The sequence below is a fragment of the Aminobacter sp. 01T433 genome (genome assembly GCF_056398585.1).
Genome location: NZ_JBFTPR010000021.1, coordinates 72,162 through 95,019, shown reverse-complemented (window position 1 = coordinate 95,019; position 22,858 = coordinate 72,162). Strand labels below are relative to the sequence as shown.

Here is a 22,858-nt window from a genome sequence, read left to right as displayed (position 1 = left end):
GCCTGTTCGTCAAGCGCTCGCTCGGCTCCGGCTATGCCGGCATCGACAACACGCTGTTTTACAAGGACGGCACCATGATGCTGCTCGGCGACGCCAAGAAGATGACGGAAGAAATCGTCAAGGCCATGGATCACTGAGCCAAGCGCTCAGGCGATCTCGCTGCAGCCAGAACTGAAAAAAGCCCGGCAAATGCGCCGGGCTTTTTTGTCGCCATCAGCTGGGTCCTATTGCACCAGTATGTCCGGGCGGCCAAATCTGGCTTCATCCGCTCGACCTTGCCGATGGTGATGCGCGCCGAGCCGGCTGATATCGTCGAACCCATACGGTCGTGGCCGATTTGGAACGAAATTCGCACCACCTAGGGGCATCCGACCTCCGTATCCTTAGTTGTCCCGCTTTTGCCAAGCTGCCTTGGACTTAAGGCTCTGCTGTTGGATGAATGAAATCTGGGGCTCAGTCACAGATGCCGGGCGCTGGTCGAGCTTTGACAACTACGTCTACCAACGTGGTAAGAGGCCAACGAGAACTACGCCGGTGCCAGATGAATCGTAGCCAGGGCTCAGGACAGCCAGTACCGCGTGTCGTGTAATTTTTGTCGAGCCGCGGTCGAACACCCCGTTTGTTCCGTGGCTGGAGACCGCCGAATGGCATTTCGATTTGTACATACAGCCGATATTCACCTCGATTCACCTCTCCGTTCTCTGGCGATGCGAAACCCGGCTCTTGCCGAGCTCGTCGGAGACGCCAGTCGCCAGGCTTTTGTCTCCATCGTGGATCTATGCCTAACAGAAGGTGTCGATGCCCTCGTCATTGCCGGCGATCTTTATGATGGCGATCAGACCTCGATGAAAACCGCGCGGTTCCTAGCATCGCAGATGACACGTCTTCACCAAGGCGGCATCAGGGTTTTCAAGATCCGCGGCAATCACGACGCCATGTCGCGGATATCGAAACAGCTGGTGTTTCCGGACACAGTAACGATTTTCGGCGGTCGTCCCCAGCCCGTGCTCCAAACAGCTGGCGGGCTGGATGTCATGTTTCACGGATTGAGCTTCGCGAGCCCTAAGGCACCGGAAAGTCTGCTCGCCAAATATTCCGCTGCACGCGAAGGAGCGGTCAATGTGGGCATCATGCACACCAGCCTGGCTGGATCGCCCGGTCACGACGTCTACGCGCCGTGCAGCGTCGCTGATTTGCACAACCACGGCTTTGATTTCTGGGCGCTCGGGCACATTCACGTCCGCAAAATCCATCCAGGAGCAAGCACGGTGGTGATGCCAGGAATGCCGCAAGGCAGGGACATCAACGAGGCCGGAGAAAAATCCGTCACTTTGGTAACGATACGTGACGACCGTTCCGTCGAGATTGAGGAAAGGCTGACGAGTGTCGCGCAATTCGAGCGCGTGAACATCGATGTGACCGGGACGATGGAAGGCCCTGAAGTCATCGGACGAATCCGATCCGCACTTGAAGATATCCGGGCGTCGGTCAGATCCCGGCACGTTGTGGTCCGTCTCGGTCTGACAGGGGCGACGCCTTTGTCGTGGGCACTGATCCGCGACAGGGACCTGCTGCTGGCGGAAGCCGAGCAGGTCGCGGAGCAGGCAGGCGACACATGGGTGGAAAAGCTGGAGCTGGACCTCTCTCCGCCCAGGACGGAGGCTTTAGAAGGTATCGCGGATCCGATTTTCGAACTCGCTGAATCCATGCGCGCCAACGCCAGCTCGGAAGCCTTCCGTGCCGAAGCGAGGGCATTGGTCCAAAAAACGATTGCGGATCTTCCCCCCGACGGGCGCGACTTCGCCGGCAAGGATGAGGCTGCGCTCGAATTGTTCCTCGATAGTGTCCTTGCCAGCGGCACTGACCTGGTCACGGCCCGCCTCAAGGCAGGTGGATTGCAATGAGGCTCCGGCGGCTCGATCTCATTCGATATGGAAAGTTCACTGACAGGACGATCGAGTTCGGCCCAAGACCGGAGTCTGGGCCAGACCTGCACATTGTGTTCGGGCTGAACGAAGCCGGCAAGTCGACTGCGCTTTCGGGCTATCTGGACTTGCTGTTCGGCATCGAAGAACGCAGCCGCTACAATTTCCTTCATGAATATAGCGCCATGCGCATAGGCGGCGTGCTCGAATTCGGGGGAGAGGAGCATACATTCTCGCGCACGAAACAACGAAACAACTCGCTGTTGAACGCTCTGGGGCAACCGGTGAGCGAGGTGGCGATAACGGCCCATCTCGCAGGTCTGTCCCGGGACGCATACGGCACCATGTTCTCGTTGGACGACGAGACGCTGGAAGCAGGCGGAAAATCGATCCTGGAGTCGCGTGGGGACCTGGGCAAGCTGCTGTTCACGGCCAGCGCCGGTCTCGGGCAGGCCAGTGACACATTGAACGCGCTCGAAGCTGAAGCGGACGGGCTCTATCGCAGACAGGCACACGGAACCGAACTTGCGCTTCTAAAGAAGCGACTTGCGGAACTGAAGTCTGGGAAGGATGCAATCGACACATTGGCGTCGACGTTCGAGACCCTTGAGGCCGAACGTCTTGACGCGACTGAAAAATACGATGGCAGCATCGCCGAACGGTCGGTGCTGTCGGCTCGGCTCGATACCATTGCGAAGTATCTGCGCGCGGTTCCTATCCTCGCGGATATCCGACGCAAGTCAGCCCGGCTGACTGAATTGCCTGACATCGCTTCACCCCCACGGACTTGGACAGGCAGTGTCGCCGAGATGATCGATGACGACGCAAGCCTGAGAACGCGGCTGTCAGCGAACGTCGACGAGGTCGACCGAGTGACAATGAAAATCGCGTCGGTCGAGATGGACGATATGATTCTTGCGATCTCCGAGCGAGTTCGCGGACTGGCGGATCGCAAGGTGCGATACATCTCGGCCGGCTTGGACCTGCCCAGTCGCAGGACGGACCTGCAAATACTGGATATCGCCGTGGCGACCTGCCTTGCTGCTCTGGGACGGTCCTCCGAGTCGGACCCTGCCGCGCTGCTTTTGCCTGCTGCCATTGTCGGCGCCGTTCGCAATATGGTCGAACAGCGATCAGGGATCGCCACGAGCGTACGCGTCGCACGCGATGAAGCGGCCGCAGCCCATGATGCGCTTCAGACAGCACGAGATCGCGTTGGCGAAGAAAGGGCTGTGCCCGAGCCTGCCAGGGCAAGGCTGACCTCGGCCTTGTCGAAAGCGAGGGGGAGTGGGCACATACGGGAAATCAAGACAGCACGAGAGGTGGAGGACGAGCGCGGAATTCGATGGGAGGCCGCGATCCGCCGCCTGCATCCCTGGGCGGGAGATGCTCAGGCGCTGGCCAATATTTCGGTTCCTAGCGCCCGCCAGCTTGGCGCATGGAAAAGCCGCTCGGGAGAGCTCAAGACGAACAGGGAGGTTCTCTGCGAACGTCTTGGAGAATACCAAGGCAATCACGAATTGCTCTCGGCGCGACTGGAGGCTCTTCGCGCCTCGGTCGATGTAACAGACGATGAAGCCGCCACCGCCATTCGGCGTGCCCGGGACGAGGCTTGGGCAAGGCATCGGCATGATCTTAAGGGTGAAACGGCCGACGATTTTGCGGCAGTGCTGGCTCGTGACGACAATGTTGGAGCAGTTCGCCTGGCCAATGCGCGCGAGCTCGCTGAAATCCGGACGACGATTCGCAGCCTCGCTGAAACCGCGGCAGTCATCTTGCGGGTGCGCGATCAACTTTCGCAGATCGACTTGGACGTGGACGCAATACTTTCGGAAATCCGCGTTGCGGCGAGAGATCTGCTCGGCGAATGCCTGGAGTCGTCGCCTGAGCGTCTGATCGAACTGATCGAGGACCGTATTTCTGCCCGGACCGATGCGCTCGCGGCGTGGGAGGAGATCGAGGTCGCGCGTAAGAAGATTGGTCGGGTGACCGACGAGGAAAACCGCATACGCCTGGAGCTGAGCGGGGCGCTGGAGAGTGTCGGCATAAGGTCGGATGCCCGCGAGAGTTTGGAGACGATCATGGTCGTCACAGAGCTGTTCCTCGACAGGCAGGTCAAAGTCGACGCTGAACGCGCCGAGGCGATCAAAACAGTTAGCGCGCAGGAGGAGTATCTGGCAGCCAGACGACGGGCTGTGGACGTGGCCGAAAGGCGTGAGGACGAATGGCTGGCCGGCGTTGCGGAGGCGCTTAAAGGCACCTGGCTAGAGAATGGGCTTTCGGCGCCCAGTGTCGGCAACGTACTTGATCAACTGGCCGAACTGTCCAAGACCATCCAGGATCGGGATGCGATGCAGCTCCGCATCGCAAAGATGGAGGCAGACAGAGATAGTTTCATTGCCGAGGTTACCGCTGCAGCAGCCGAGGCGGGTGACCTGGCGGACGACGAGCCGGAACAGTTGGTGATCCGGCTTGCTGAGCGCCTGGAACGCGCTGACCGCAGTCGCGAGGCGAAGGCAAGCCTCGTCAACGACCTACAGCGCCTGCGAGATGCTCGTGACACCCTCGATGTCGAAATCGCCGCGCATGAACGCCGCAAGAATGAGGTGTTGGGCGTCTTTGGTGTAACCACTTTATCCGAAGTCGTGGAACGCGACGAGCTGCTGCGCGACAGGGATCGTCTGCGCATGGCCGTGGCCGAACTTGAAGAGCAGTTGTTGGCCGAACTCGCGGTGGAGGAGATCGCGCAGGCGCGTTCGATGTTGGACGCTCTCGACTTAGATCGCCTCGCAATCGAGAAGGCTGAAAGCGAGCAACGGCTCCAGGGTGTCGACGAAACGATCCAACAACAGCTTATCCGGCAGACGCGAGCGGCCGACAAGCTGGACGCCATTGGCGGCGACAGCGCTGTTGCCCGAATAGATGCCGAACGTCGCACCGTCCTTCTGGAAATTGAGGAAAAAGCTGTCCGTTACATCGAGCTGAAACTGGGCGTTATGTCCGCTGGAAATGCTCTGCGCGCATACCGCGAGCGTCATCGCTCCGCGATGATGGCGCGTGCATCGGACGCTTTCGTGCTCATCACGCGCGGTCAATACTCTGGCCTGGCAACCCAGCCTGTGAAAGGCGGCGAGGTCCTGATCGCATTGCAACGCGACGGGCAGTCCAAGGTCGCCGACGCCTTGTCAAAGGGTGCGCGTTTTCAGCTCTATTTGGCCCTGAGGCTTGCCGGCTACTACGAGTTTGCCCAGTTTCGACCCTCAGTGCCATTCATTGCCGACGACATCATGGAAACCTTCGACCATGTCCGATCCGAAGAGGTTTTCAGGTTGTTCGGAGAGATGGCGAGCGCGGGCCAGGTAATCTACCTGACCCATCACCAGCACCTGTGCGAGATCGCCAAAACGGTTGTGCCGGGCGTAACGATCCACGAGCTCGGATAGGCAGACAGAAGGGGCAATCAATGCAGACCGGCCTCACGACCGCACTTGATATTGGCCCCAACGCCGCCAGCGTATCTCGTTTAGAACACTGCCAAATACTTGAGCAGCGATATAATGCCGATAATAATCACGATTATTTGGACGATCTGTCGCGTTCTGCCGTCTATGGGCAGCCGCTGGACGAGGTAAAGGACCAACACGATCACGAGAAATGTGATCAGAATGCCGATTAGGACTGATGACGCCATTTGGCTCTCTCCTTGGAAACCGAACTGTGCGCTGCAATAGCTATGGTCGGATGGTCAATTGTTGCGATCAGGACCAGCGACCACTTGTTTCACTCGAAGCCTTTGCAGCGGCCAAGCCGATCAAAATGCCGACAAAGGCGGCCATGCCGACCAAGGCAGCGGTTGTCCGCGGGTTCTCGCGGGAAGCCTCTGATACCGACTGCGCTTGCGTACGGAGCTGCTGCGCTGCCTGCGACGCACGCCCTGATGCGCTATCATAGACTTCGCTCGCCGTGTCGCGAGCATCGTCCAAAAGTGCCGCACTTCGCTTCGAAATGGATTTGTTGATCTTGGTTATCTCCTTGCGCAGTTCGGAGATCTGCTTTTCGAGCGTCTTTTGGATATCGGCGATGTCAGGGGGATCAACCTTCGGTGCGTCAACCATCATTTTTTCCTTCAATTACAACCTGATAACAACGTAGCGGCGCAGCAATCGTTCCCATCCGCTTTCTCCAAATTCCAGCTCTCGGATGCGGTGGCCAGAGGAACAGGGACGCGGGCTCAATCCTTCATCGGCGCGTCAGCCAAAATCCAGCCTCCCTGCAGGACGTCTCAAAGGGCTCCCCTGCCTTATCGGTCTGGATCCAGTGATGCCGCCTGCAGAGCGTGGGACGGTTGAATAACGCGCAGCCGCCGTTTGCGCGTTGCCGCCTATCGAAATGGCTATGTCGGAAAATTCTCGCGCGGTTTGAGAGGCGCTGGAGCAACAGAAATCGGGATTGTAGTTGATCGAAAAATGCCGGCCGAACGAGCGAAGCCGATAAATGCCAGTCGCCCATCGCCACAGGGCAACTGTGCCTCCTTTGAGGCCCTACAGGCCCTCAATGCCGTCTGATAGATAGGGCCGCGACGTTCTTGGGGCCATCTTTCGAGAAATGTCAGCGCGTCGTGAATAGTGGAAATTTCCCACTCGACGTTGTCCACGTCGCCGACATGAACTGGCAGATTGAAGGGAAGGGCGTTCAAAAAGGGCAACCTCCGCAAATGGTATAGAACAACGCACGCGTGCCCAGTTCGTTGCGGTGGCGAGAAAAATTGATCATTGGAGCTAAATCTGCGCTCTCGGTCGGTCCCCACGGAGTTGCCCGACTATTGTGCGGGTATGATCGTTGCTCGTGGGACGATTTCCCCGCCAGGGACGTTGTTGAGTGTGAGTTGCGGAAAAGTGGGCCGCACGCTCCGCAACCAGAGCGTGGAACCGCGCCGCCAGCTTGAACGTTCTGATATATGTCGGCGTGGCCTGGATGCTCGCATCAGCGCCAAATGCAATTTCGACCACACAATCAGACAGTACAGGTCAGGAATATGGCCATGTCGTCAGACGCCTATGTGAACCGTGTCGCAACCGCTGTGCCTGAACACGAGGTGCATCGTTTTTTTCTCGATTTTGCGGCCTCACTGCTCACCGACGACCCGCGGCGACAGGCAATTTTCGCTCGCATGGCGGACAAGGCAGGCATTGAGCACCGCTATTCATGCTTTGCCCCCACCGCCGATCCCAAAGGCGCGATGCTCGACGTCGGTGAAGTCTTTGCTCGCGGCGCTTTTCCCGGGACGCGCAAGCGCATGCAGATGTTCGAGGCTGCTGCGCCCCAGCTCGCGCGACAGGCCATAGACCGTCTGCTGGTTGGCGAGGACCGTGGACGCATCACCCATCTTCTTGTTACGACATGCACGGGCTTTTCCGCCCCAGGTATCGATCTCGATCTGGTGGCAATGTGCGGGCTGCCGACATCCGTCGAGCGCACGATGATAGGCTTCATGGGTTGTTATGCGGCTATCAGCGCCCTGAAGCTCGCGCGCCACATCGTTCGGTCTGACCCCAAGGCCCGGGTTCTTGCCGTAAACATCGAAGTCTGCACGCTCCATCTCAACGAGACCACCGATTTGGAGAAGTTGCTATCATTCTGTCTTTGGGGCGATGGTTGCGCAGCAGCACTTGTTACATCCGAGCCCCACGGAATCCGCCTCCAAAGTTTCCACGCGGTCGTGGCTGCCGACAAGCGGGATTTGATGACCTGGGGCATCCACGACAACGGCTTCGACATGTTCCTTTCCGGCCAGGTTCCAGCCGCCATCCACGAAGCCTTGACCAACAATGTCAACGACATCCTGGCACACGCCTCAATTAGGGACGTCGGGCTTTGGGCTGTACACCCGGGTGGACGGTCTGTTCTCGACGCGGTTGAGCGGGCGCTGGGCCTCGGCCCGGAAGCATTGAATGCTTCGCGCCAAGTGCTTCGCGAGTACGGCAACATGTCGTCGTCCACAGTGATGTTTGTCGTCGAAAAAATGCTCCGTGGAAGCCGCTCGGGACTGCTGGGCTGCGCCATGGCCTTTGGTCCTGGGCTGACGGCGGAGACCATGATGTTCCACACGGTCAACTGAGCAACACATGTCGACAGAACTCGCATGTCGTCGGATCGCACCGGAAATTCTAGACGGCCTTTCAGCCGACGACCCGAGGGCGATAGCCTCCAGGCGTGACCTCATTCGCATCAACGCGCTGATGTTTCAGGTTGGCGTGATGGTTCGGCTGCTTCGGCGCCATGTCTCGGTGCTGCCAGCGCATATCCTCGAGGTAGGAGCAGGTGACGGGACATTCATGCTGAAGGTTGCGCGCAGGTTGGCGACGCACTGGCCCCGGGTGAAGCTGACGCTTCTGGACCGCTCCGACCTCGTTACTCAAGACTGCCGGGACGACTTTGCAAAGCTTGGCTGGCAGGTCGAATCCGTGACGGCCGACGTCTTCGAGTGGCTGGCTCGTGAGGACCATCCTTGTTTTGATGTCACTACGGCAAATCTGTTCCTGCATCATTTCACGGATGCGGACCTGGCTACTTTACTCTTGAAGTTGCGACCGCAAACAAGGGTTTTCCTCGCCACCGAGCCGCGCCGATGCCGCCTTGCCCTGACCGCATCCCGCCTGCTGCGGGCGATTGGCGCCAACGAGGTCACCCAACATGATGCGCCGGCCAGCGTCCGCGCAGGATTTCGCGGAGCTGAACTCTCCAGTCTGTGGCCAGACGCATCGGGAAGCTTTGTCGAAGAGTGGCGTGCGGGACCATTCACCCATGTCTTCGCAGCGACTGACATTTCGTCGGGGGCGCGCACATGAATTACGATGCGATAGTGATTGGGGCAGGCCCCGCAGGCTCTTCCGCAGCACTGGGCCTTGTCCAACAAGGTTGGACTGTGGCGATCATTGAAAGAACTGAATTCCCGCGTCGCAAGGTCTGCGGTGAATTCATTTCCGCAACCAACCTTGCCTTGTTGGACCGGTTCGGCGTGGGTGATGCTTGGCGGGCCGAGGCGGGCCCCGAAGTTCACCGCATTGGGCTGTTCGTTGCCGAGAGAATGATCGAGGCACCCATGCCGCGCGCTTCGGCGGGAGGGTACGGCCGAGCCTTGGGTCGGGATCTGTTGGACACGCTGCTTCTGAACGCGGCTCGAAAGGCGGGAGCTGAAGTCTTCCAGCCATGGCATGCCGTTGAAATAGTCGCAAACGGCGAGTGCCAGGCCATCCGGATCACGTCGGGGGACAAGGATTTGATGCTTCGCGCTCCCGTGGTCATCGCGGCACACGGGTCATGGGAGCCAGAGAAACTGCCGAGTGGATTGCGCAAGACGCACAGTCCATCTGACCTTTTCGGGTTCAAGGCCCATTTCTGCGGCGCCCAACTTCCCCAGGACTTGATGCCCCTGTTTGTCTTCCTTGGCGGCTATGGCGGCATTGTCTGGTCCGACAATGATCGCCTGTCGATCTCCTGCTGCATCCGGCGCGATGTCCTCGCAAAAGTACGAGCCGCCTCTGGTAGCCAGCCTGCGGGAGATGCGGTGCTGAGGCATATCGTGGCGACTTGTCGAGGCGTGGAGAACACGATCGGCGGAGCAGCTCTTGAGGGCAATTGGCTTGCTGCGGGACCGATACGACCGGGCATCCGTTCCTGCTATACAGATGGCATCTTTCGCGTTGGCAATTTGGCGGGAGAGGCTCACCCAATCGTTGCAGAAGGAATCTCGATGGCGATCCAATCCGGATGGCTGCTCGCTTCGGAACTCACTCGCACCGGTGCCCACGACAAGGTATTGCGAGAGAGTGCAGGTCGAAGATATTCCGCCCTGTGGCGAAGGCAATTTCTTGTCCGCATCCATGCTGCGGGCGCTTTGGCCCGGATCGTTGCGCGCCCGAACCTGGCTGCGGTTGCCGGATCTCTGGTGCAGAACTTTCCGGCACTTCTGACCTTCGGCGCCAAGTTGAGCGGCAAGACCAAGCGTGTTCCAGGGTTCCGCAATGTATGAGCCGTTCCCCAAAACTCCGCTCGGCGCTGTGTGCGAAATCCCTTGCCAGACCGCAAAGACGTCCGGGGGCCTTCGGATGCCGCTCGGAGATGGACGCGCGCCCTAGCGGTTCGCTGTGTGACGCCTACCACTGTGAATGTACCAAAGGAGGCTTACATGACTAAGGTAATTCTTGCATGGATAGCAGTCTTCACAACCATCACATTGGTTTACGCTGGCAGCGGTTCAGGAAGAGAGTGTCGTGAAGTAAACGGCCACAGATCCTGTGTTAAGACGAATGATTCTGAGGGGCGTTGAGGGGAGTCGTCACCGTCGTTGCCTCACCCTGGCGCTAGAAATCGGTCGCGTTGCTTTGCTGCATTTCGTTCGCCAACATCAGGCTCGGATGCAGGGCTATCCGGCTTCAGGGATCGGATGATCTTCAATCCCAGTCGCGAGGCTTGTAGCGGTCTTCCCTCAAACCTTGGGGACTGCCATGCAAGACTATCTCCTGCTGCTGATGCGACGCATGTCGACAACACGGCCATTGCTTTGTCTAACAGCGATCTCAAACCGAATGTTTCCGCGCCATGCCCGATAGATGAAGAACCTACCGCGGCAGTCGACACGGCGGATATCTCGGAAGCCACGATTGCGAAGTAGCCTTTCGCCCTGACTGCAGGTTATCCCCCTGCCTCTGTTGAGATTGGTGCCAATGCTGATGTTAACATTGACATTGGACTGGGCGCTTGCCTCAGGTGGGAGCGCCATTGGTGAGGCTAGCAGGACGATAGCAAGTCCAGTCGACAGATACCAAGATCTAAGCATTGCAATCTCCTGATAGGCTTCCATCGAAGGTAATCAGACGTGGGGCCAACTGACAAGCAGCAGCGCTTCGTCGCCGAATGCGCGGAATGGACCGCTGGGGATCAATTGAAGATGCTCCCAAACGTTGCGCTAGGCAGCGTCAAGGATGAAGGACACGCTGGAATAGGCACTCATCCTGAACTCGCTCGGGTTTCTTCGCTTCCGTCGGTTTCGTGGGCGAGTTCTCCGGCAACGCCCAAAGCTATTCGGGCAAGGCCAAGTTCGGGGTCAACTAGTGAAGCGACGGGAAAAGGTGCCCCACCTGAGAGCCATTGGGAGAGGCGTCGGCGCGGGAGTATTACGCGAGCGGCTTGCGAACTCGACAATGCAAAAAACCATGGGCGGGGCGGGCGCCCATGGCTTCGCGGCAGCCTGGCAGGCCGCCTGCAGCGGAGATCCGTGGGGATCAGATCTACCGCAGTACGCTGGTGACCTTGTCACCTTCGTCGTTGAGCTGAATCGAAACTTTTTCGCCGACCTGCAGGGCCGGAAGGGCAACATCGCGCGGAATGGTGAAGCTCTTGCCGCTCTCGAGCGTAACGACGCGCGTATACGGGTTGAACTTGGCGATCATACCGTTCGAGGACGACGCCAAGGCGGCGCCGGACATGAAGGCGAGTGAAGCGGCTGCGAGAACAAGGGTCTTCATTGAGTGTTTCCTTCTTGGGAGGTGACGCCAACATCGGCGACGTCTCATTTCTAGCGGGCCTCTGTTTCGTGCCGTTTTCTGGGCTGGGCAATAAATGTTTCGTTTGTTTCAATCGGGCTAAAAACGAAGAAAAATGAAAGGACAGGCCGTCACAAAGATGTTTCTGTAGGATCCGGAAATGATCTCACGCCGAGCTTCGCGTCGGAGCCAAGCATCATGGCGGCCGAGCGGACGTGCGGCGCGGCGGGCCGTCAGATTGGGCGAATTGGCTGTGTCGCTGGGTGCGTCTGCGGCGGGGCAGTGGCCCCGCAGGCATGTCGGTTTGGCGCACGAGCCGTTGTGTAGACTGGTGGCTGGATGTGCAATCGCTGGGAGGCAATTCAGGCGACGGGCTTTGCGCTGTCAACCAAACGGCGTGCGGCCGTTAGGTTCCTTTTATCGCGCCGCTGAACTCCAGGCGCGGGCCGTGTGCCACGCCTGCAAATCGCGCCTTGACCGATCGGCAGCTGTCAAATGAGCGGCGATCATGGGATCGATGATATGGGGATCGGTTAGCGGCGCCATATGTCCCGCATCCGGGACCATCACCAGGCGCGCGTCTGGAATCGTTTCCGCGACCATCTCTGTGACCCGCAGACTGGCGAGCGGGCTTTCAAGCGCCATCACTGCCAGCGTCGGGCAAACCAGTTGGGCGCAATTCCCCAACGGCCATGATTTGGTAAGCGAAGCGGCGAGATCCGAGGCCACCTGCGCCGCTTGCGCGGCAAGTTTGTGGCGAAGGGCGCCACTGGAATTCTCCCAGGCGCCTTGGCCATGCCAGAAGTCGATATATACGCGCATGGCCGCAGCCGGCTCATTGGCACCGACAGCGGCATCAATTTCTTCCGCCAGTTCGGTAAGCTTGGCAAGCAAGGCCACGTCGTTTGGATCGCCGTCGCGCAGCAGATGATAAACCGCGGGCTCGATGAGCGTAAGGCTACGCACTAGATCCGGCCTTGCCATGGCGATTTGCATAGCGAGTGCCGCGCCGTGCAGATGGCCGACGACGTGAATTGGCGTGTCGTTGCGCTGCATGACTGCGATCAAGCTTGCCGCGATTTGCCCGAGGCTGTGCGCAGCATGCGTATCGCCATATCCGGGCAAATCTGGTGCGTGCACCCAATAGCGGCCCCTGAGGTAATCCGAGAGCCCGTGCCATTGCTGCCCGCTGCTGGCAGCACCGTGGAGCGCCAGCACAGGTGGCCTGAAGTCAACCTCAGCGACATCAAGCCTGTTCAAGTCAGCCCAGGTCGTCTTCATGGCCACGCCTCCGGCCGGCGGAAGAACCATGGGCAAGCCAATCTATTTCGCACCTGGGAACGCCAATATCCTTCAGCAGGAAGTCGTCCAGTTCGGACAGATGCTTGACGGCGCGGTAATGTGCCTGCCTTGCGCGGTATGCCTGAAAGGCAAGGCGAAGTTTTGCAACCCAGGTTGGGGCAAGAGCCGAAGCTGGGGATCGAATGGTGAGCGTGGGCATTTTGGGACCTCCGTCCGTGAACGACGCCAGACCAGCGACATTTCTGTTCTAGTTCATTCCTATTTCAGCTCGTTTTCTGGAATTGGTGAGCAGTGTTTCGTTTGTTTCAAACAGGTGACGGGCGCGCCTTTCGCTATCGGGCTTAGTCAGCACGCGGCGTGCTGTCGGTGCACGGAATGAGCGGCTTGGCGCTAAGACGTGCAGCGCTATCGGTCAGCGTGTCGGAGGACGTGAGGCCGAAGCTGCGCTGTGCACTGCGGGTCGTCGAACGTACCGGTGCTTCCCAAAACAGGTATCGCATCCTTCCCGGCGAACTTCCCAGCGAGGCTTGAGAAGAGAAATCCGAGACCTCGCCTGGCATGGCTCTGTAAGGTGCCGAGTGCGGCTGCCTTACGGACAATCCGTCAAAGCTGGGAAACTGCATGAGCGAGCCGAAATCGTTGGCTTGTGCTGCGCCGAATGTCGGCAAGATTGCGGATAAGGCGAAAAGGGTCAGTCTCATCGTCCATCTCCTCGTGGGTGTAGTCGGTTGACTTCGTGCGCGCCCTGTCGTTCGCGTGCCCCATCAACAGAGCTCAGGTTTTTTGGTAGACTCCTTCGGCTGCAGCGCGGCCGAGCGAAGTCGACGCAGTGAAAGCTAACCCAGCCTTGTTTCAGCTAGCCCTCCAAAATGGAGGAAAAATGTTTCGTTTGTTCGCGTAGTTGGCGCGCATATCGGAACAATTGAAACAAAACAGAAGAGGTTCGACCTAAAACCGAAACACAGGGCTTGTATTCAGCGAGCGGCTTTCACGCCGCCGTGAAGACGATGCGGAGGCTTCTGCCTGATGTCGAGGAGATGACGCATGCAAGCTGACGGCAAGAAGGCCGAGGCGGTTGAACGCGAAGCGACTGTCCTCATGCAAAGGGTGCTCGATGCCTGCCCGGTGCCGACGCGCATGTCGACCATTGCCGGGGAAACGCTCTATCGCAATCCAGCCAGCAAGGAGCTTTATGGCGACCGCTCGCACATCGGCGACTATTACGTTGATCCCGACGACCGCCAGACGCTGGTAAGCGTCCTGCTGGAAAAAGGCTGCATCGATGATTTTCGCGTGCGGCAGTACGATGCCAACGACAATATCTTCTGGGGCTCGATCTCGGCGCGGCTGATCGATTTCCAGGGACGGTCGGTGATCGTCTCCAACGCGACTAACATCACCGACATGATCGTCGCTCAGGAGCAGACCCGGCAGGCCAACGAGCGGTTGGCTGACGGCATCGAATCCCTGGCGGAAGGTTTTGCGCTCTACGACAAGGACGATCGCCTGGTTCTGGCCAACAGCCAGTACCGAAAGATGCATTCCGTCAGCGCCGACGTGCTGGTTTCGGGAGTCAATTGGTTCGACTTCCTGCGGGTGACCGCGCAACGCAACCAGTTTCCCATTTCACAGGATAGAATCGAAGACTGGCTGGCCGAACGGGCTAAGGATCGCCGGGAATTCCGCCAGCAGGAATTCCAACACAGCGATGGAGGTTGGTTCTTCGTTTCGAATTGTCCGACACGCGAGGGCGGCTTCGTTGTCACCCGGGTCGACATTACTGAGCGCAAGCGCGCCGAATTGGCGGCGAAGGAGGCTGACGAACTGGTACGCCGCGTTCTCGAGGCGTGCCCCGCCAGCATCCAGATGACCCGGGCGGATGATGGCAGGGTGCTCTATCGCAGTCCGGCCTCGGAGGAGTTGCTCGGCGATGTCGAGCGCGCCTTCGACAGTTACATCAACCCGTTGCATCGGAAACAATTCGTCGAGCGCCTGTTGCGCGAGGGGGTGGTCGACGATTTCGTGACTCAGCTCAAGCGCAAGGACGGGCAACCGTGCTGGTGCTCGATCTCGGCCAAGCTGATCGAATTTCATGGCGAGCAAGTCATTGTCTCGCACACCTACGACCTTTCTGATCGTATGGAGATGCAGCAGCAACTGGAGCGCCAGCGCGAAACGCTGCACCAAAACGAGAAGCTATCGGCGCTCGGCGGGTTGCTTGCGGGCGTAGCACACGAGTTGAACAACCCGCTGTCGGTGGTGCTCGGTATGTCCTTGACGCTGAAGGAGATGGCGTCGGATCCCAAGACTGTCGAGCGGGCCGACAAGATCAGCAAGGCCGCGGAACGTTGCGCAAGGATAGTCAGGACATTCCTGGCGATGGCCAGGCAGCAGCCGGCAAGGACATCGAATGTTGCGATCGACGACATCGTGACGGCGGCGACGGAGGTCGCGGGCTATTCCATCAAGTCTTCCGACATCAAGCTGGTACTTCGGCTCGAGCCCAACTTGCCTGCGGTATGGGCCGACCCCGATCAGCTCAGCCAGGTTTTGATCAATCTGCTGGTCAATGCCGAGCATGCGCTGCATGACTGGGATGGCCAAAAGCAGATTACGGTCTCGACCCAGCTCCACCCGGAGAGCGGCAATATCGTCCTCAGGGTCGCTGATACTGGTCCTGGAATATCAGCTGAAATCCTGCCGCGTATCTTCGAGCCCTTTTTCACGACCAAGGATGTTGGGGCGGGCACCGGTATCGGCTTGTCTTTCTGCCATCGCATCGTCCAATCCCACCAAGGTACTATCCGGGTCGAAACCACTCACGGTGGCGGTTCAACCTTTGTGGTTTCGCTTCCAGCTTCCGACCGGCTCGTTGAACGTGCCGGGTCCATCGCAGCCGAACCGTCCAAATCGACAGGGCGCGTCTGCCTGGTGGTGGAAGACGAAAAGGATGTGGGCGAACTGATCGCTGAGATTCTCGCCCAGGACGGGTTCACGGTGATCATCGCCAAGTCAGGAAAAGAGGCGCTGATGCAGCTGAGGCTGCGCAAATTCGATATCATCCTCAGCGACCTCAGGATGCCCGATATGGATGGCCGCAGGCTCTACAATCATGTCTCTGACTTTCATCCGGCGCAGGCGGACAGGCTCGCTTTCCTAACCGGTGACACAATCAGCCCGGATGCGCAGGCCTTCTTGCGCGCGACAAGGCGGCCTTACCTCGAGAAGCCCGTAAAGCCGTTCGAACTCCGGATGTTTGTCTCAAAACTGGTCGACAGGGACGGCTGAAGCGCGATGGATTTGCCTGCCCTTGCGAAGAGGGGTATTTTCAACCCGAGGTGAGGACGCGTTGAACGCCAACCCGCACATCGTTGTCTGCGATGACGAGCCGGATATACGCGACACGGTCGCGGAGTATCTGGAGCGCAATGGTTTCGCTGTAACAACCGCCGATGCAGGTCCCGCCCTGCGCGCGCTCATCGACGCCCAGCCTCCTGTTGATGTCGTCATACTCGATATCCGCATGCCTGGCGAAGACGGCCTCTCGCTGGCGCGTTTTCTGCGCGAACATTCCAAGGTTGCCATCATCATGCTGACGGGCTCCGCCGAGATCATTGACCGGGTGGTTGGTCTCGAGATTGGTGCCGATGACTATATCGCCAAGCCCGTCGACTTGCGGGAGTTGCTTGCCCGGGTGAAGGCAGTGCTGCGCAGAACCTCAGGACAGGAGCAGGCGAAGGGGGATCATCTGGGTCCGCATATAGCTCAGTTCGGCAGCTGTCGGCTGGACCTGGAAACTCACAAGTTGCTCGACGCCGATGGTGCCGACATTGCTATTACGCCAATGGAGTTCCAGCTCTTGAAAGTGTTTGCCGACAATCGCGGCCGAACGCTCAATCGTGACCAGTTGCTGGAGCTTGCCCATGATCGCGGATGGGATCCCTACGATCGCAGCATCGACATCAGGATTTCTAGGCTGCGAAAAAAGATCGAGCACGATCCCTCCAAGCCGGAGGTGATCAGAACTATCCGCGGCGTGGGATATCTCTACTCGTAGTCAATGAGTGGAGGGTCGTCCGATCGTTGAGGGTATCGGCGCTGTCAGCACGCACTCGACCCCCTCCAGGTTGAAGATGTATTCAACCACGCCGCCGAAATCGACGCCGAGCACGCGTTCAATCAGGAAGGTGCCGAAGCCTTTCCTATCTGGTAGAGCCACGCTAGGCCCGCCGATCTCACGCCACTTCCAGACGAAGGTGGAATCTTCAGAAATAGAACCTGGCTGCGCAACAGACCAGTCGATAGTCACTTTTCCGCCCAAGGTGGACAGAGCTCCATATTTCAGCGAGTTGGTTCCCAGCTCGTTTACGGCAAGCGCCAATGTTAGTGCCATCTTCGGATTGATGGCTATTTGCGGGCCCGAAATTGTGATCTGTCCAAGCGGAAATACTGCTACCGCACCTTCAACGACCTTGCCGATCGATGCATTTGTCCAGCGCGTGTCGTTCAAAAGATCATGGGCGTTCGCTACCGCCCGGATGCGTTCGTTGAGTGCGATGCGTGCCACCTCCACATTTGCCGCATTCCGAAGCGTCTGAGAGGCTATCGCGCCTACCATGGCAAGGATGTTCTTGATCCTGTGCTCCAGCTCGTATTTAAGCATCTCCTGCCGCGCTTCAGCTTCTTTCCTGTCGGTGATGTCTTGCATAACGCCAAACATCTTGATCGTCTTTCCAGAGGCGTCCCGGACAAAGTCGATGTGGCGAGAAAGCCAGCGCAGTTCACCTGTATCGGGGCGCCGAATACGATATTCGACATTGGCAAGTGCTGTCCCCTGTTCGCGCGTCTCGGGATTCGAACGAATGTCCTTGTCGGCTTCCAAGACGATGGATTCGAGTTCGCTGACATGAACGAAGGGCTGAGGGCTCAAGCCCCATAGATCCCAAAAGCCGTCGGACCCGAAGACGTGCCCTGTGGCGATATCAACTTCCAATGAAACGATCCCCGCCGCGTTCTGCGACAGCTGCAACCGCCGCTCGCTCTGAGCAAGGGCCTGTGCAGCGCCCTTTTGGTCGTCAATGTCTGTATTCGTCCCGATCCATTGGAGACGATTGCCATTCTGGTCGAGAATGGGAACTGCTCGTGCAATGTGCCAGCGAAAAACTCCGTCGTGGCGGCGCAGTCTGAATTCGGTCTCATAGAAGACGCCGTGCAGGATGGCTTTTTCCCAATTCTCGGCTGCGTCAGCTATGTCATCGGGGTGGACGATTTTTGCCCAGCGGTCACCGTCAAGCTCACCAGGGCCAGCCCCACTGTACTCATAGACGCGCGGATTGAACCACGTCAGTTGTCCGTCGGCTGTCGAGGTCCATACATGGTTCGGCATTGCCTCGGCGAAAGTGCGGAATTGCGCCTCGCTGTTTCGCAGGGCCGTTTCAGCGACGAGACGCTCGGTAACGTCGTTGCCTTGTACGAATATCCCAATGATTTCCCCACTGGGGCTTCGGACCGGTTGATAGACGAAATCGATGAGGCGGTTCTCTTCAGGGGCACCTTGCATGCGCTGCAACGAGGCCTTCACCGACGATCCAAAGAAGGGCTCACCGGTGACATAGACTTGATCCAGGAGCTCGATGAAACCTTGGCTCGCAATTTCAGGCAACGCATCTCGTACCGTCATGCCCAAGACGTCCCGATGGCCGATGAGTTGCCTATAGGCTGCGTTGGTGAGTTCGAATACGTGATCTCGGCCAGCCAGCATGGCAATGAAGCCGGGGGCTTGTTCGAACAATTGACGCTTGCGGTCGAGTTCGCTCATACGCCAACGCTCCGCAGCCACCTTGGCCGTTGTCTCCACAACAATGGCGATCACGCCGGCGGGGCGGCCGCTTTCGTCGAGGATTGGCGAGTAGTCCAAGTTCATCCAGACTTGTTCGGCTTTTCCTGAACGGTTGAGCGTGAGTTCCTGATCACGATATGCGAGCGTCTCGCCAGCGAGTCCGACTTTCATGACATGATCGTTGAATTCGGCGACTTCGGGCCAGCCCTCGCGCACCTTGCTGCCCAGAATTTGAGGATGGCGGCGATCAGCAAATACTGAGTAAGCGTCATTGTAGATCATGACGCCGTCCTCCCCCCACAAAGTGACGATTGGCACTGAAGAACGGAGTATGAGTGAAACCGTCGATTTCAGTCCCTGGGACCAATTTTCAATCGGCCCAAGCGATGTACGCTCCCAGGCAAGCGCGGCAATCAGTTTCCCAACTTCTCCACCGCCCGACAAAAATGCCAATCGTATCTCCTCTGGAGCGGCAGCGGCGACACCTAGCATGTTGTATCCATTATTTGATTTTCTATGTGAGGATCATTGCTAGTAATTGAATTGAAGGCAAAATTCTTTTTATGGTGACAGGATACTTGGATATTATCCCACGCAGTGGAGCAATTATAGAGCTGTGTTTATGACAACCTCTACAGGGGCGTCGAGAGTCCAAATATCCCCACTGGTTGAAAGATCAAAAGGTCGAAGCCGCCAAGTGCCTACGGTGTCACACGCTCGAGCACAATTTTTCCTAAACCGCTTCGTGACGCCTTCTCTACTGTACGTAAGTGATCCACCTCTAGGCGTCGGTGAGATAGACCGCTGTTGGTAGCGCGCCGCGCAGGTCATGGCGTGGGGTGCCGGCATCCGATGTTTTCATACTCTCGACGACAAAAAAATTGCCCGAAGTCACACTTCGGGCGCTTATCAGTGATGCTCAAGATCATAAATGTACAAGGTCGTTTAATGTTCCGCAGGAATTTTCAAAACTTCGTCTCGCTCGAACGCGGGATCTAGCGCCCACTCTTCCCGGTGAAAGCACGCGGCCAGCCTTGCAATCCGCATTTGCGACGATTGCCATGTAGATGGCGGCTTTGACGATGCCTTGAGCCAAAAGCGGCTTGGCCTCCCCGGTGGATATTCCGCTCGGGGGGAGCCTGTCGTCAATTTGTTGCAGCTTTGTGGTCGGCTGTAGGTTATCTGATTGCCGACAGTTTTCGACAAGGAGTCCTGACCGATTGAGCGTAGCATTTGCCAAGGATGAAAGCGCGGAGGCAGCCTCGGAAACCATCCTGCCGGCGCGCCCTATCTCCGATCGGATCAATCTCGTCACGGAGGCGGGCCTCAAGATGCTGCAAGATGAATTGGCCCGCTCTCGGCAGGCTCTCGAGGCCGCTAACGTGCTGGAAGATGTTAACGAGAGGCGACGGCAGTCGGCGGTCCCGGTTCGAGACATGCGCTACTATGCCGAGCGCATCCGTACGGCTCAGCTTATGTCGGTGCCCACGTCCAATGAAGTGATCGCCTTCGGTCATACGGTTACCTTCGAGCGTGAAGATGGCCGCACTCAGACCTTCCGCATCGTCGGTGAGGATGAGGCCAACCCGTCGCAAGCTTCGATATCGCATGGTTCACCGGTTGCCATCGCGCTGATTGGCAAAGCTGTTGGCGACGTTGTTCTGCTAGGGCAGCGCGAACTTGAGATCCTGTCCATTTCATAGTTGGACATCAGACTAGGGGCTCGGCTGCATTCAGCCTTTGACCGCGGCCCCATCCTCCCCCCAACAGGCCGCGGGCGATCGGCGCGTCAACCTTGCTCGCTCCTTCCACCGACGCGCCGATCGCAAATGCCCGCCGGGGCCAAAGAAGGAGCGGCCGATGCCCGGCGCTCTTGCCAGGGACTGAAGCTCTGGCCGGCTTCTTGGCAGCAGCCAGTACAGCCTTCGCTTATCCCAAGCTACGCTTGCGCAGCGCATGGGCCTTGCTGCGGAAATTGGCTCTGATTTCCGCCTCGTCTATGCCGGCGACGATGCGGTTCTCCATCAGTATCCGGCCAGCGACGATCGTATGCAAAACGTCGTCGGCGCGGCTGGAATAGACCAGTGCCGCAGCAGTGTCATAGACCGGCAGCGTGTGTGCCTTGTCGAGGTCGACGACGATGACATCGGCAGCCATGCCGGGCGTCAGGGAGCCGGTTTCGGGCCTGTTCATCGCCTTGGCACCCTCGGAAGTCGCCATCTCCAGGATATCGGTTGTCCTTAGGAATTCCGGGTCAGCGGTCTTGTCCTTGTGGATGAGGCCGGCGAATTTCATTTCCTGGAACATGTCGAGCGTGTTGTGGCTGGCTGGCCCGTCGGTTGCAAGGCCGACCGTGACGCCATGCTCGCGCACGCATTTGAGCGGTAGTGTGCCGGAGGCGACCTTGGCGTTGCAGCACGGGCAATGCGCAATCTTGGTATTGGTTGCAGCCAATATCTTGACGTCGTCCTCATCGAGCTGTGTGCAGTGGGCGGCAGTCACGTCGGATTTCAAGAACCCCAGCGAGTGCAGCCAACGCACGGCCGAAGTGCCGTAGGTTTCGGCGACGTAGACCGTTTCCTGCGGCGCTTCGGCGAGGTGGATGTGGATCGGCACATGATGCGCGTCGGCTACCTCGCGCGACAGGCGAAACATTTCTGGCCCGCAGGAATATGTGGCATGTGGCGACAGCCCGATCTGGAGAAGCCCATTTTGCGACTTGTGGTGCTTGGTGACGAGATCGCCGAAGCCGTGCAGCGTTTTCCACGACCAGTCGGTGATCGACGCGTAGACCCCGCGATCGGCGAAGCCGTAGCCGAGAGTGGCGCGCAGCGGTATCTTCTTCAGCGCCTCGATTTGCGGCTCGACGGCATAGGCATCGAAATGCTCGTTGAAGGAGGTGACGCCCGACTTCACCATTTCGACAAGGCCGTTCAGGTTCGCCCAGTACAGAGTCTCGGGATCGAAGTTGCGCTTGAGCTGCCACATGGTGGACAGCCACTCGAAAAGCCGCACGTCTTCCAAAAGCCCGCGCAGGAGAAGGTTCGAGGCAATATGCGTATGACTGTCGCAGAAACCCGGCATAACCGCGCAATTCGAGGCGTCGATGACTTTTGCCGCGCCGCCGATGTCGATGGTTTCCTGCGGGCCCACGGCTTGGATCTTGCTGCCGCTGATGGTGATCGTTCCGCGCTCGATCGGCTTGCCGCCGCCCATGGGCATCACGGTGCCGTTGATGATGGCTATATCGATAGTCATGCGTATGCTCCCACGCGATCCATTCTGGGATCCGGTTTCAGATTTTCAGCGAAGGTCCCGAAAATAGGGTAAGCCGAGCGCCGCCGGAGCCGCCGTCGCTTGCCGCATGCGGCGCCAGACCATGGCTGGAACGATGATGAAGCAGAGCGTGCCGAGATAGGGCAGCATGCCGAGCAGGGCCGGCGCGATCGGCCAGTTTCGCGCCTGCCCGACATAGCCGAGTGCGGTGATCAGGCCGAAGAGCAGCGCGACGAGGACGACGTTCAGCGGCTGGTAGCGGGCAAAGATGACCAGCGCGACGGCGATCCAGCCGCGTCCCGCCACCATGCCGTCTGACCACGATGGGACAAAAGCCAGCGTGAGATAAGCGCCGGCGCCGGCGGCGAGAGCTGCGCCAAGCGAGACGTACCAGAAGCGCATCGCCAGGACCGGTACGCCGGCCGCATCAGCGGCAGCCGGGTTCTCTCCGGCCGCACGCATGTTGAGCCCGTGGCGCGTCTTGAACATCAGATAGTGAAGGCCGGCCGGCAGGATGATGAAGATCAGGTAGACCAGCGCGTTCTGCGAAAAGAAGGCCGGCCCGATGACTGGTATCTCGCTGAGGTAAGGCAGGGCCACCGGCTGGAAGGTCGCCTTCGCCGGCATGCCGGAAAAAGCCCGGCCGACAGTCGCGGCGAGGCCTGTTCCCATCAGGGTCAGGGCCAACCCGCACAGCACCTGGTTGGCGCGAAAGAACACGGTCGCCACGGCGAAAATCATGCCGAAGCCCAGCCCAACCGCAAGTGCTGCGACGAAGCCGACCGACGGGCTCGGGACACTCATGGTGACGGCGATCGCAGTGACTGCACCGAGCGCCATCAGTCCTTCGACGCCGAGATTGACCACCCCGACCCGCTGGCAGATCACCTCGCCAAGTGCTGCCAGTGCCAGCACTCCCCCCGCCAGCACCGCGGTCGTCAGCAGTCCCGTTATGATGTCCATGACTGCAT

General features: G+C 58.8%; 19 protein-coding genes. 9 read left to right on the top strand and 10 right to left on the bottom strand.

From position 1 onward, the window contains the following. The 3 genes from AC1DLV_RS26420 to AC1DLV_RS26410 form a co-directional block, all read left to right on the top strand. Nucleotides 1-137, top strand: a 137-nt coding sequence (locus tag AC1DLV_RS26420) for an NAD(P)(+) transhydrogenase (Re/Si-specific) subunit beta (protein ID WP_476802739.1), incomplete at its 5' end; no start/stop codon positions are given. Nucleotides 138-644: 507 nt separating this feature from the next. Next, nucleotides 645-1,904, top strand: coding sequence for a metallophosphoesterase family protein (locus AC1DLV_RS26415; RefSeq protein ID WP_476803003.1), 1,260 nt, complete (start codon nucleotides 645-647; stop codon nucleotides 1,902-1,904). Beyond that, a complete protein-coding gene (locus AC1DLV_RS26410) occupies nucleotides 1,901-5,368 on the top strand; it encodes an ATP-binding protein (RefSeq protein ID WP_476803002.1) in 3,468 nt (1,155 codons plus the stop codon). The genes AC1DLV_RS26415 and AC1DLV_RS26410 overlap by 4 nt, the downstream gene beginning before the upstream one ends. Nucleotides 5,369-5,448: 80 nt before the next feature. Here the strand turns inward: AC1DLV_RS26410 and AC1DLV_RS26405 are convergent, their stop codons facing one another. The 3 genes from AC1DLV_RS26405 to AC1DLV_RS26395 form a co-directional block, all read right to left on the bottom strand. Continuing rightward, complete coding sequence (locus tag AC1DLV_RS26405) at nucleotides 5,449-5,616, bottom strand: Thivi_2564 family membrane protein (protein ID WP_476788468.1); 168 nt, start codon at nucleotides 5,614-5,616, stop codon at nucleotides 5,449-5,451. A gap of 67 nt (nucleotides 5,617-5,683) precedes the next feature. After that, nucleotides 5,684-6,040: a hypothetical protein gene (locus AC1DLV_RS26400; protein WP_476803001.1), complete on the bottom strand. Its 357-nt coding sequence runs from the start codon at nucleotides 6,038-6,040 to the stop codon at nucleotides 5,684-5,686. A gap of 278 nt (nucleotides 6,041-6,318) precedes the next feature. Continuing rightward, on the bottom strand, nucleotides 6,319-6,579 hold the full coding sequence (locus AC1DLV_RS26395; RefSeq protein ID WP_476803009.1) for a DUF982 domain-containing protein: 261 nt from the start codon (nucleotides 6,577-6,579) through the stop codon (nucleotides 6,319-6,321). 387 nt (nucleotides 6,580-6,966) lie between these two features. Between AC1DLV_RS26395 and AC1DLV_RS26390 the strand changes: the two genes are divergently transcribed. The 3 genes from AC1DLV_RS26390 to AC1DLV_RS26380 are packed head-to-tail and all read left to right on the top strand — an operon-like array spanning nucleotide 6,967 to nucleotide 9,957. Further along, nucleotides 6,967-8,043 carry a type III polyketide synthase gene (locus AC1DLV_RS26390; RefSeq protein ID WP_476803000.1) on the top strand — a complete coding sequence of 359 codons (1,077 nt, stop codon included), beginning with the start codon at nucleotides 6,967-6,969 and terminating at the stop codon, nucleotides 8,041-8,043. Between the two features lie 7 nt (nucleotides 8,044-8,050). After that, on the top strand, nucleotides 8,051-8,773 hold the full coding sequence (locus AC1DLV_RS26385) for a methyltransferase domain-containing protein (protein WP_476802999.1): 723 nt from the start codon (nucleotides 8,051-8,053) through the stop codon (nucleotides 8,771-8,773). Beyond that, the gene (locus AC1DLV_RS26380) at nucleotides 8,770-9,957 is read left to right on the top strand and encodes an NAD(P)/FAD-dependent oxidoreductase (RefSeq protein ID WP_476802998.1); all 1,188 of its coding nucleotides are present in this window, start codon (nucleotides 8,770-8,772) and stop codon (nucleotides 9,955-9,957) included. Before AC1DLV_RS26385 ends, AC1DLV_RS26380 begins: the two co-directional genes overlap by 4 nt. Before the next feature lie 1,258 nt (nucleotides 9,958-11,215). On the opposite strand, the gene AC1DLV_RS26375 is transcribed toward AC1DLV_RS26380, so the two are convergent. The 4 genes from AC1DLV_RS26375 to AC1DLV_RS26360 form a co-directional block, all read right to left on the bottom strand. Further along, the gene (locus AC1DLV_RS26375) at nucleotides 11,216-11,452 is read right to left on the bottom strand and encodes a DUF1344 domain-containing protein (RefSeq protein WP_476802997.1); all 237 of its coding nucleotides are present in this window, start codon (nucleotides 11,450-11,452) and stop codon (nucleotides 11,216-11,218) included. Nucleotides 11,453-11,887: 435 nt separating this feature from the next. After that, a complete protein-coding gene (locus AC1DLV_RS26370) occupies nucleotides 11,888-12,751 on the bottom strand; it encodes an alpha/beta fold hydrolase (protein WP_476802996.1) in 864 nt (287 codons plus the stop codon). Further along, nucleotides 12,732-12,971 carry a DUF1127 domain-containing protein gene (locus AC1DLV_RS26365; RefSeq protein ID WP_476802995.1) on the bottom strand — a complete coding sequence of 80 codons (240 nt, stop codon included), beginning with the start codon at nucleotides 12,969-12,971 and terminating at the stop codon, nucleotides 12,732-12,734. The genes AC1DLV_RS26370 and AC1DLV_RS26365 overlap by 20 nt, the downstream gene beginning before the upstream one ends. A 142-nt stretch (nucleotides 12,972-13,113) precedes the next feature. After that, the gene (locus AC1DLV_RS26360; RefSeq protein ID WP_476802994.1) at nucleotides 13,114-13,473 is read right to left on the bottom strand and encodes a hypothetical protein; all 360 of its coding nucleotides are present in this window, start codon (nucleotides 13,471-13,473) and stop codon (nucleotides 13,114-13,116) included. Nucleotides 13,474-13,816: 343 nt separating this feature from the next. Here AC1DLV_RS26360 and AC1DLV_RS26355 point away from each other — a divergent pair, with 343 nt between their 5' ends. Further along, on the top strand, nucleotides 13,817-16,060 hold the full coding sequence (locus AC1DLV_RS26355) for an ATP-binding protein (protein WP_476802993.1): 2,244 nt from the start codon (nucleotides 13,817-13,819) through the stop codon (nucleotides 16,058-16,060). Nucleotides 16,061-16,121: 61 nt separating this feature from the next. Further along, nucleotides 16,122-16,829, top strand: a complete 708-nt coding sequence (locus AC1DLV_RS26350; RefSeq protein ID WP_476802992.1) for a response regulator — start codon at nucleotides 16,122-16,124, stop codon at nucleotides 16,827-16,829. Here the strand turns inward: AC1DLV_RS26350 and AC1DLV_RS26345 are convergent, their stop codons facing one another. Next, nucleotides 16,830-19,103: a PAS domain-containing sensor histidine kinase gene (locus tag AC1DLV_RS26345; RefSeq protein WP_476836291.1), complete on the bottom strand. Its 2,274-nt coding sequence runs from the start codon at nucleotides 19,101-19,103 to the stop codon at nucleotides 16,830-16,832. Between the two features lie 728 nt (nucleotides 19,104-19,831). Here AC1DLV_RS26345 and greA point away from each other — a divergent pair. Next, nucleotides 19,832-20,314, top strand: coding sequence for a transcription elongation factor GreA (gene greA, locus AC1DLV_RS26340; RefSeq protein WP_476802990.1), 483 nt, complete (start codon nucleotides 19,832-19,834; stop codon nucleotides 20,312-20,314). A 226-nt stretch (nucleotides 20,315-20,540) separates the two neighbouring features. On the opposite strand, the gene AC1DLV_RS26335 is transcribed toward greA, so the two are convergent. Further along, nucleotides 20,541-21,869, bottom strand: a complete 1,329-nt coding sequence (locus AC1DLV_RS26335; protein ID WP_476802989.1) for an amidohydrolase family protein — start codon at nucleotides 21,867-21,869, stop codon at nucleotides 20,541-20,543. 45 nt (nucleotides 21,870-21,914) lie between these two features. Beyond that, nucleotides 21,915-22,850 (bottom strand): ABC transporter permease, encoded by a 936-nt coding sequence (locus tag AC1DLV_RS26330; protein ID WP_476802988.1) that lies wholly within the window; start codon nucleotides 22,848-22,850, stop codon nucleotides 21,915-21,917. Nucleotides 22,851-22,858 lie beyond the last annotated feature (8 nt).

What these genes read in the sequence shown, in the direction of transcription:
- AC1DLV_RS26365 (WP_476802995.1), bottom strand. Translation starts at nt 12,971, where the DNA reads ATGCCCACGCTCACCATTCGATCCCCAGCTTCGGCTCTTGCCCCAACC.
- AC1DLV_RS26345 (WP_476836291.1), bottom strand. Translation starts at nt 19,103, where the DNA reads ATGCTAGGTGTCGCCGCTGCCGCTCCAGAGGAGATACGATTGGCATTT.
- AC1DLV_RS26400 (WP_476803001.1), bottom strand. Translation starts at nt 6,040, where the DNA reads ATGGTTGACGCACCGAAGGTTGATCCCCCTGACATCGCCGATATCCAA.
- AC1DLV_RS26375 (WP_476802997.1), bottom strand. Translation starts at nt 11,452, where the DNA reads ATGAAGACCCTTGTTCTCGCAGCCGCTTCACTCGCCTTCATGTCCGGC.
- AC1DLV_RS26385 (WP_476802999.1), top strand. Translation starts at nt 8,051, where the DNA reads ATGTCGACAGAACTCGCATGTCGTCGGATCGCACCGGAAATTCTAGAC.
- AC1DLV_RS26330 (WP_476802988.1), bottom strand. Translation starts at nt 22,850, where the DNA reads ATGGACATCATAACGGGACTGCTGACGACCGCGGTGCTGGCGGGGGGA.
- AC1DLV_RS26405 (WP_476788468.1), bottom strand. Translation starts at nt 5,616, where the DNA reads ATGGCGTCATCAGTCCTAATCGGCATTCTGATCACATTTCTCGTGATC.
- AC1DLV_RS26360 (WP_476802994.1), bottom strand. Translation starts at nt 13,473, where the DNA reads ATGAGACTGACCCTTTTCGCCTTATCCGCAATCTTGCCGACATTCGGC.
- AC1DLV_RS26390 (WP_476803000.1), top strand. Translation starts at nt 6,967, where the DNA reads ATGTCGTCAGACGCCTATGTGAACCGTGTCGCAACCGCTGTGCCTGAA.
- AC1DLV_RS26415 (WP_476803003.1), top strand. Translation starts at nt 645, where the DNA reads ATGGCATTTCGATTTGTACATACAGCCGATATTCACCTCGATTCACCT.
- AC1DLV_RS26355 (WP_476802993.1), top strand. Translation starts at nt 13,817, where the DNA reads ATGCAAGCTGACGGCAAGAAGGCCGAGGCGGTTGAACGCGAAGCGACT.
- AC1DLV_RS26410 (WP_476803002.1), top strand. Translation starts at nt 1,901, where the DNA reads ATGAGGCTCCGGCGGCTCGATCTCATTCGATATGGAAAGTTCACTGAC.
- AC1DLV_RS26380 (WP_476802998.1), top strand. Translation starts at nt 8,770, where the DNA reads ATGAATTACGATGCGATAGTGATTGGGGCAGGCCCCGCAGGCTCTTCC.
- AC1DLV_RS26370 (WP_476802996.1), bottom strand. Translation starts at nt 12,751, where the DNA reads ATGAAGACGACCTGGGCTGACTTGAACAGGCTTGATGTCGCTGAGGTT.
- AC1DLV_RS26335 (WP_476802989.1), bottom strand. Translation starts at nt 21,869, where the DNA reads ATGACTATCGATATAGCCATCATCAACGGCACCGTGATGCCCATGGGC.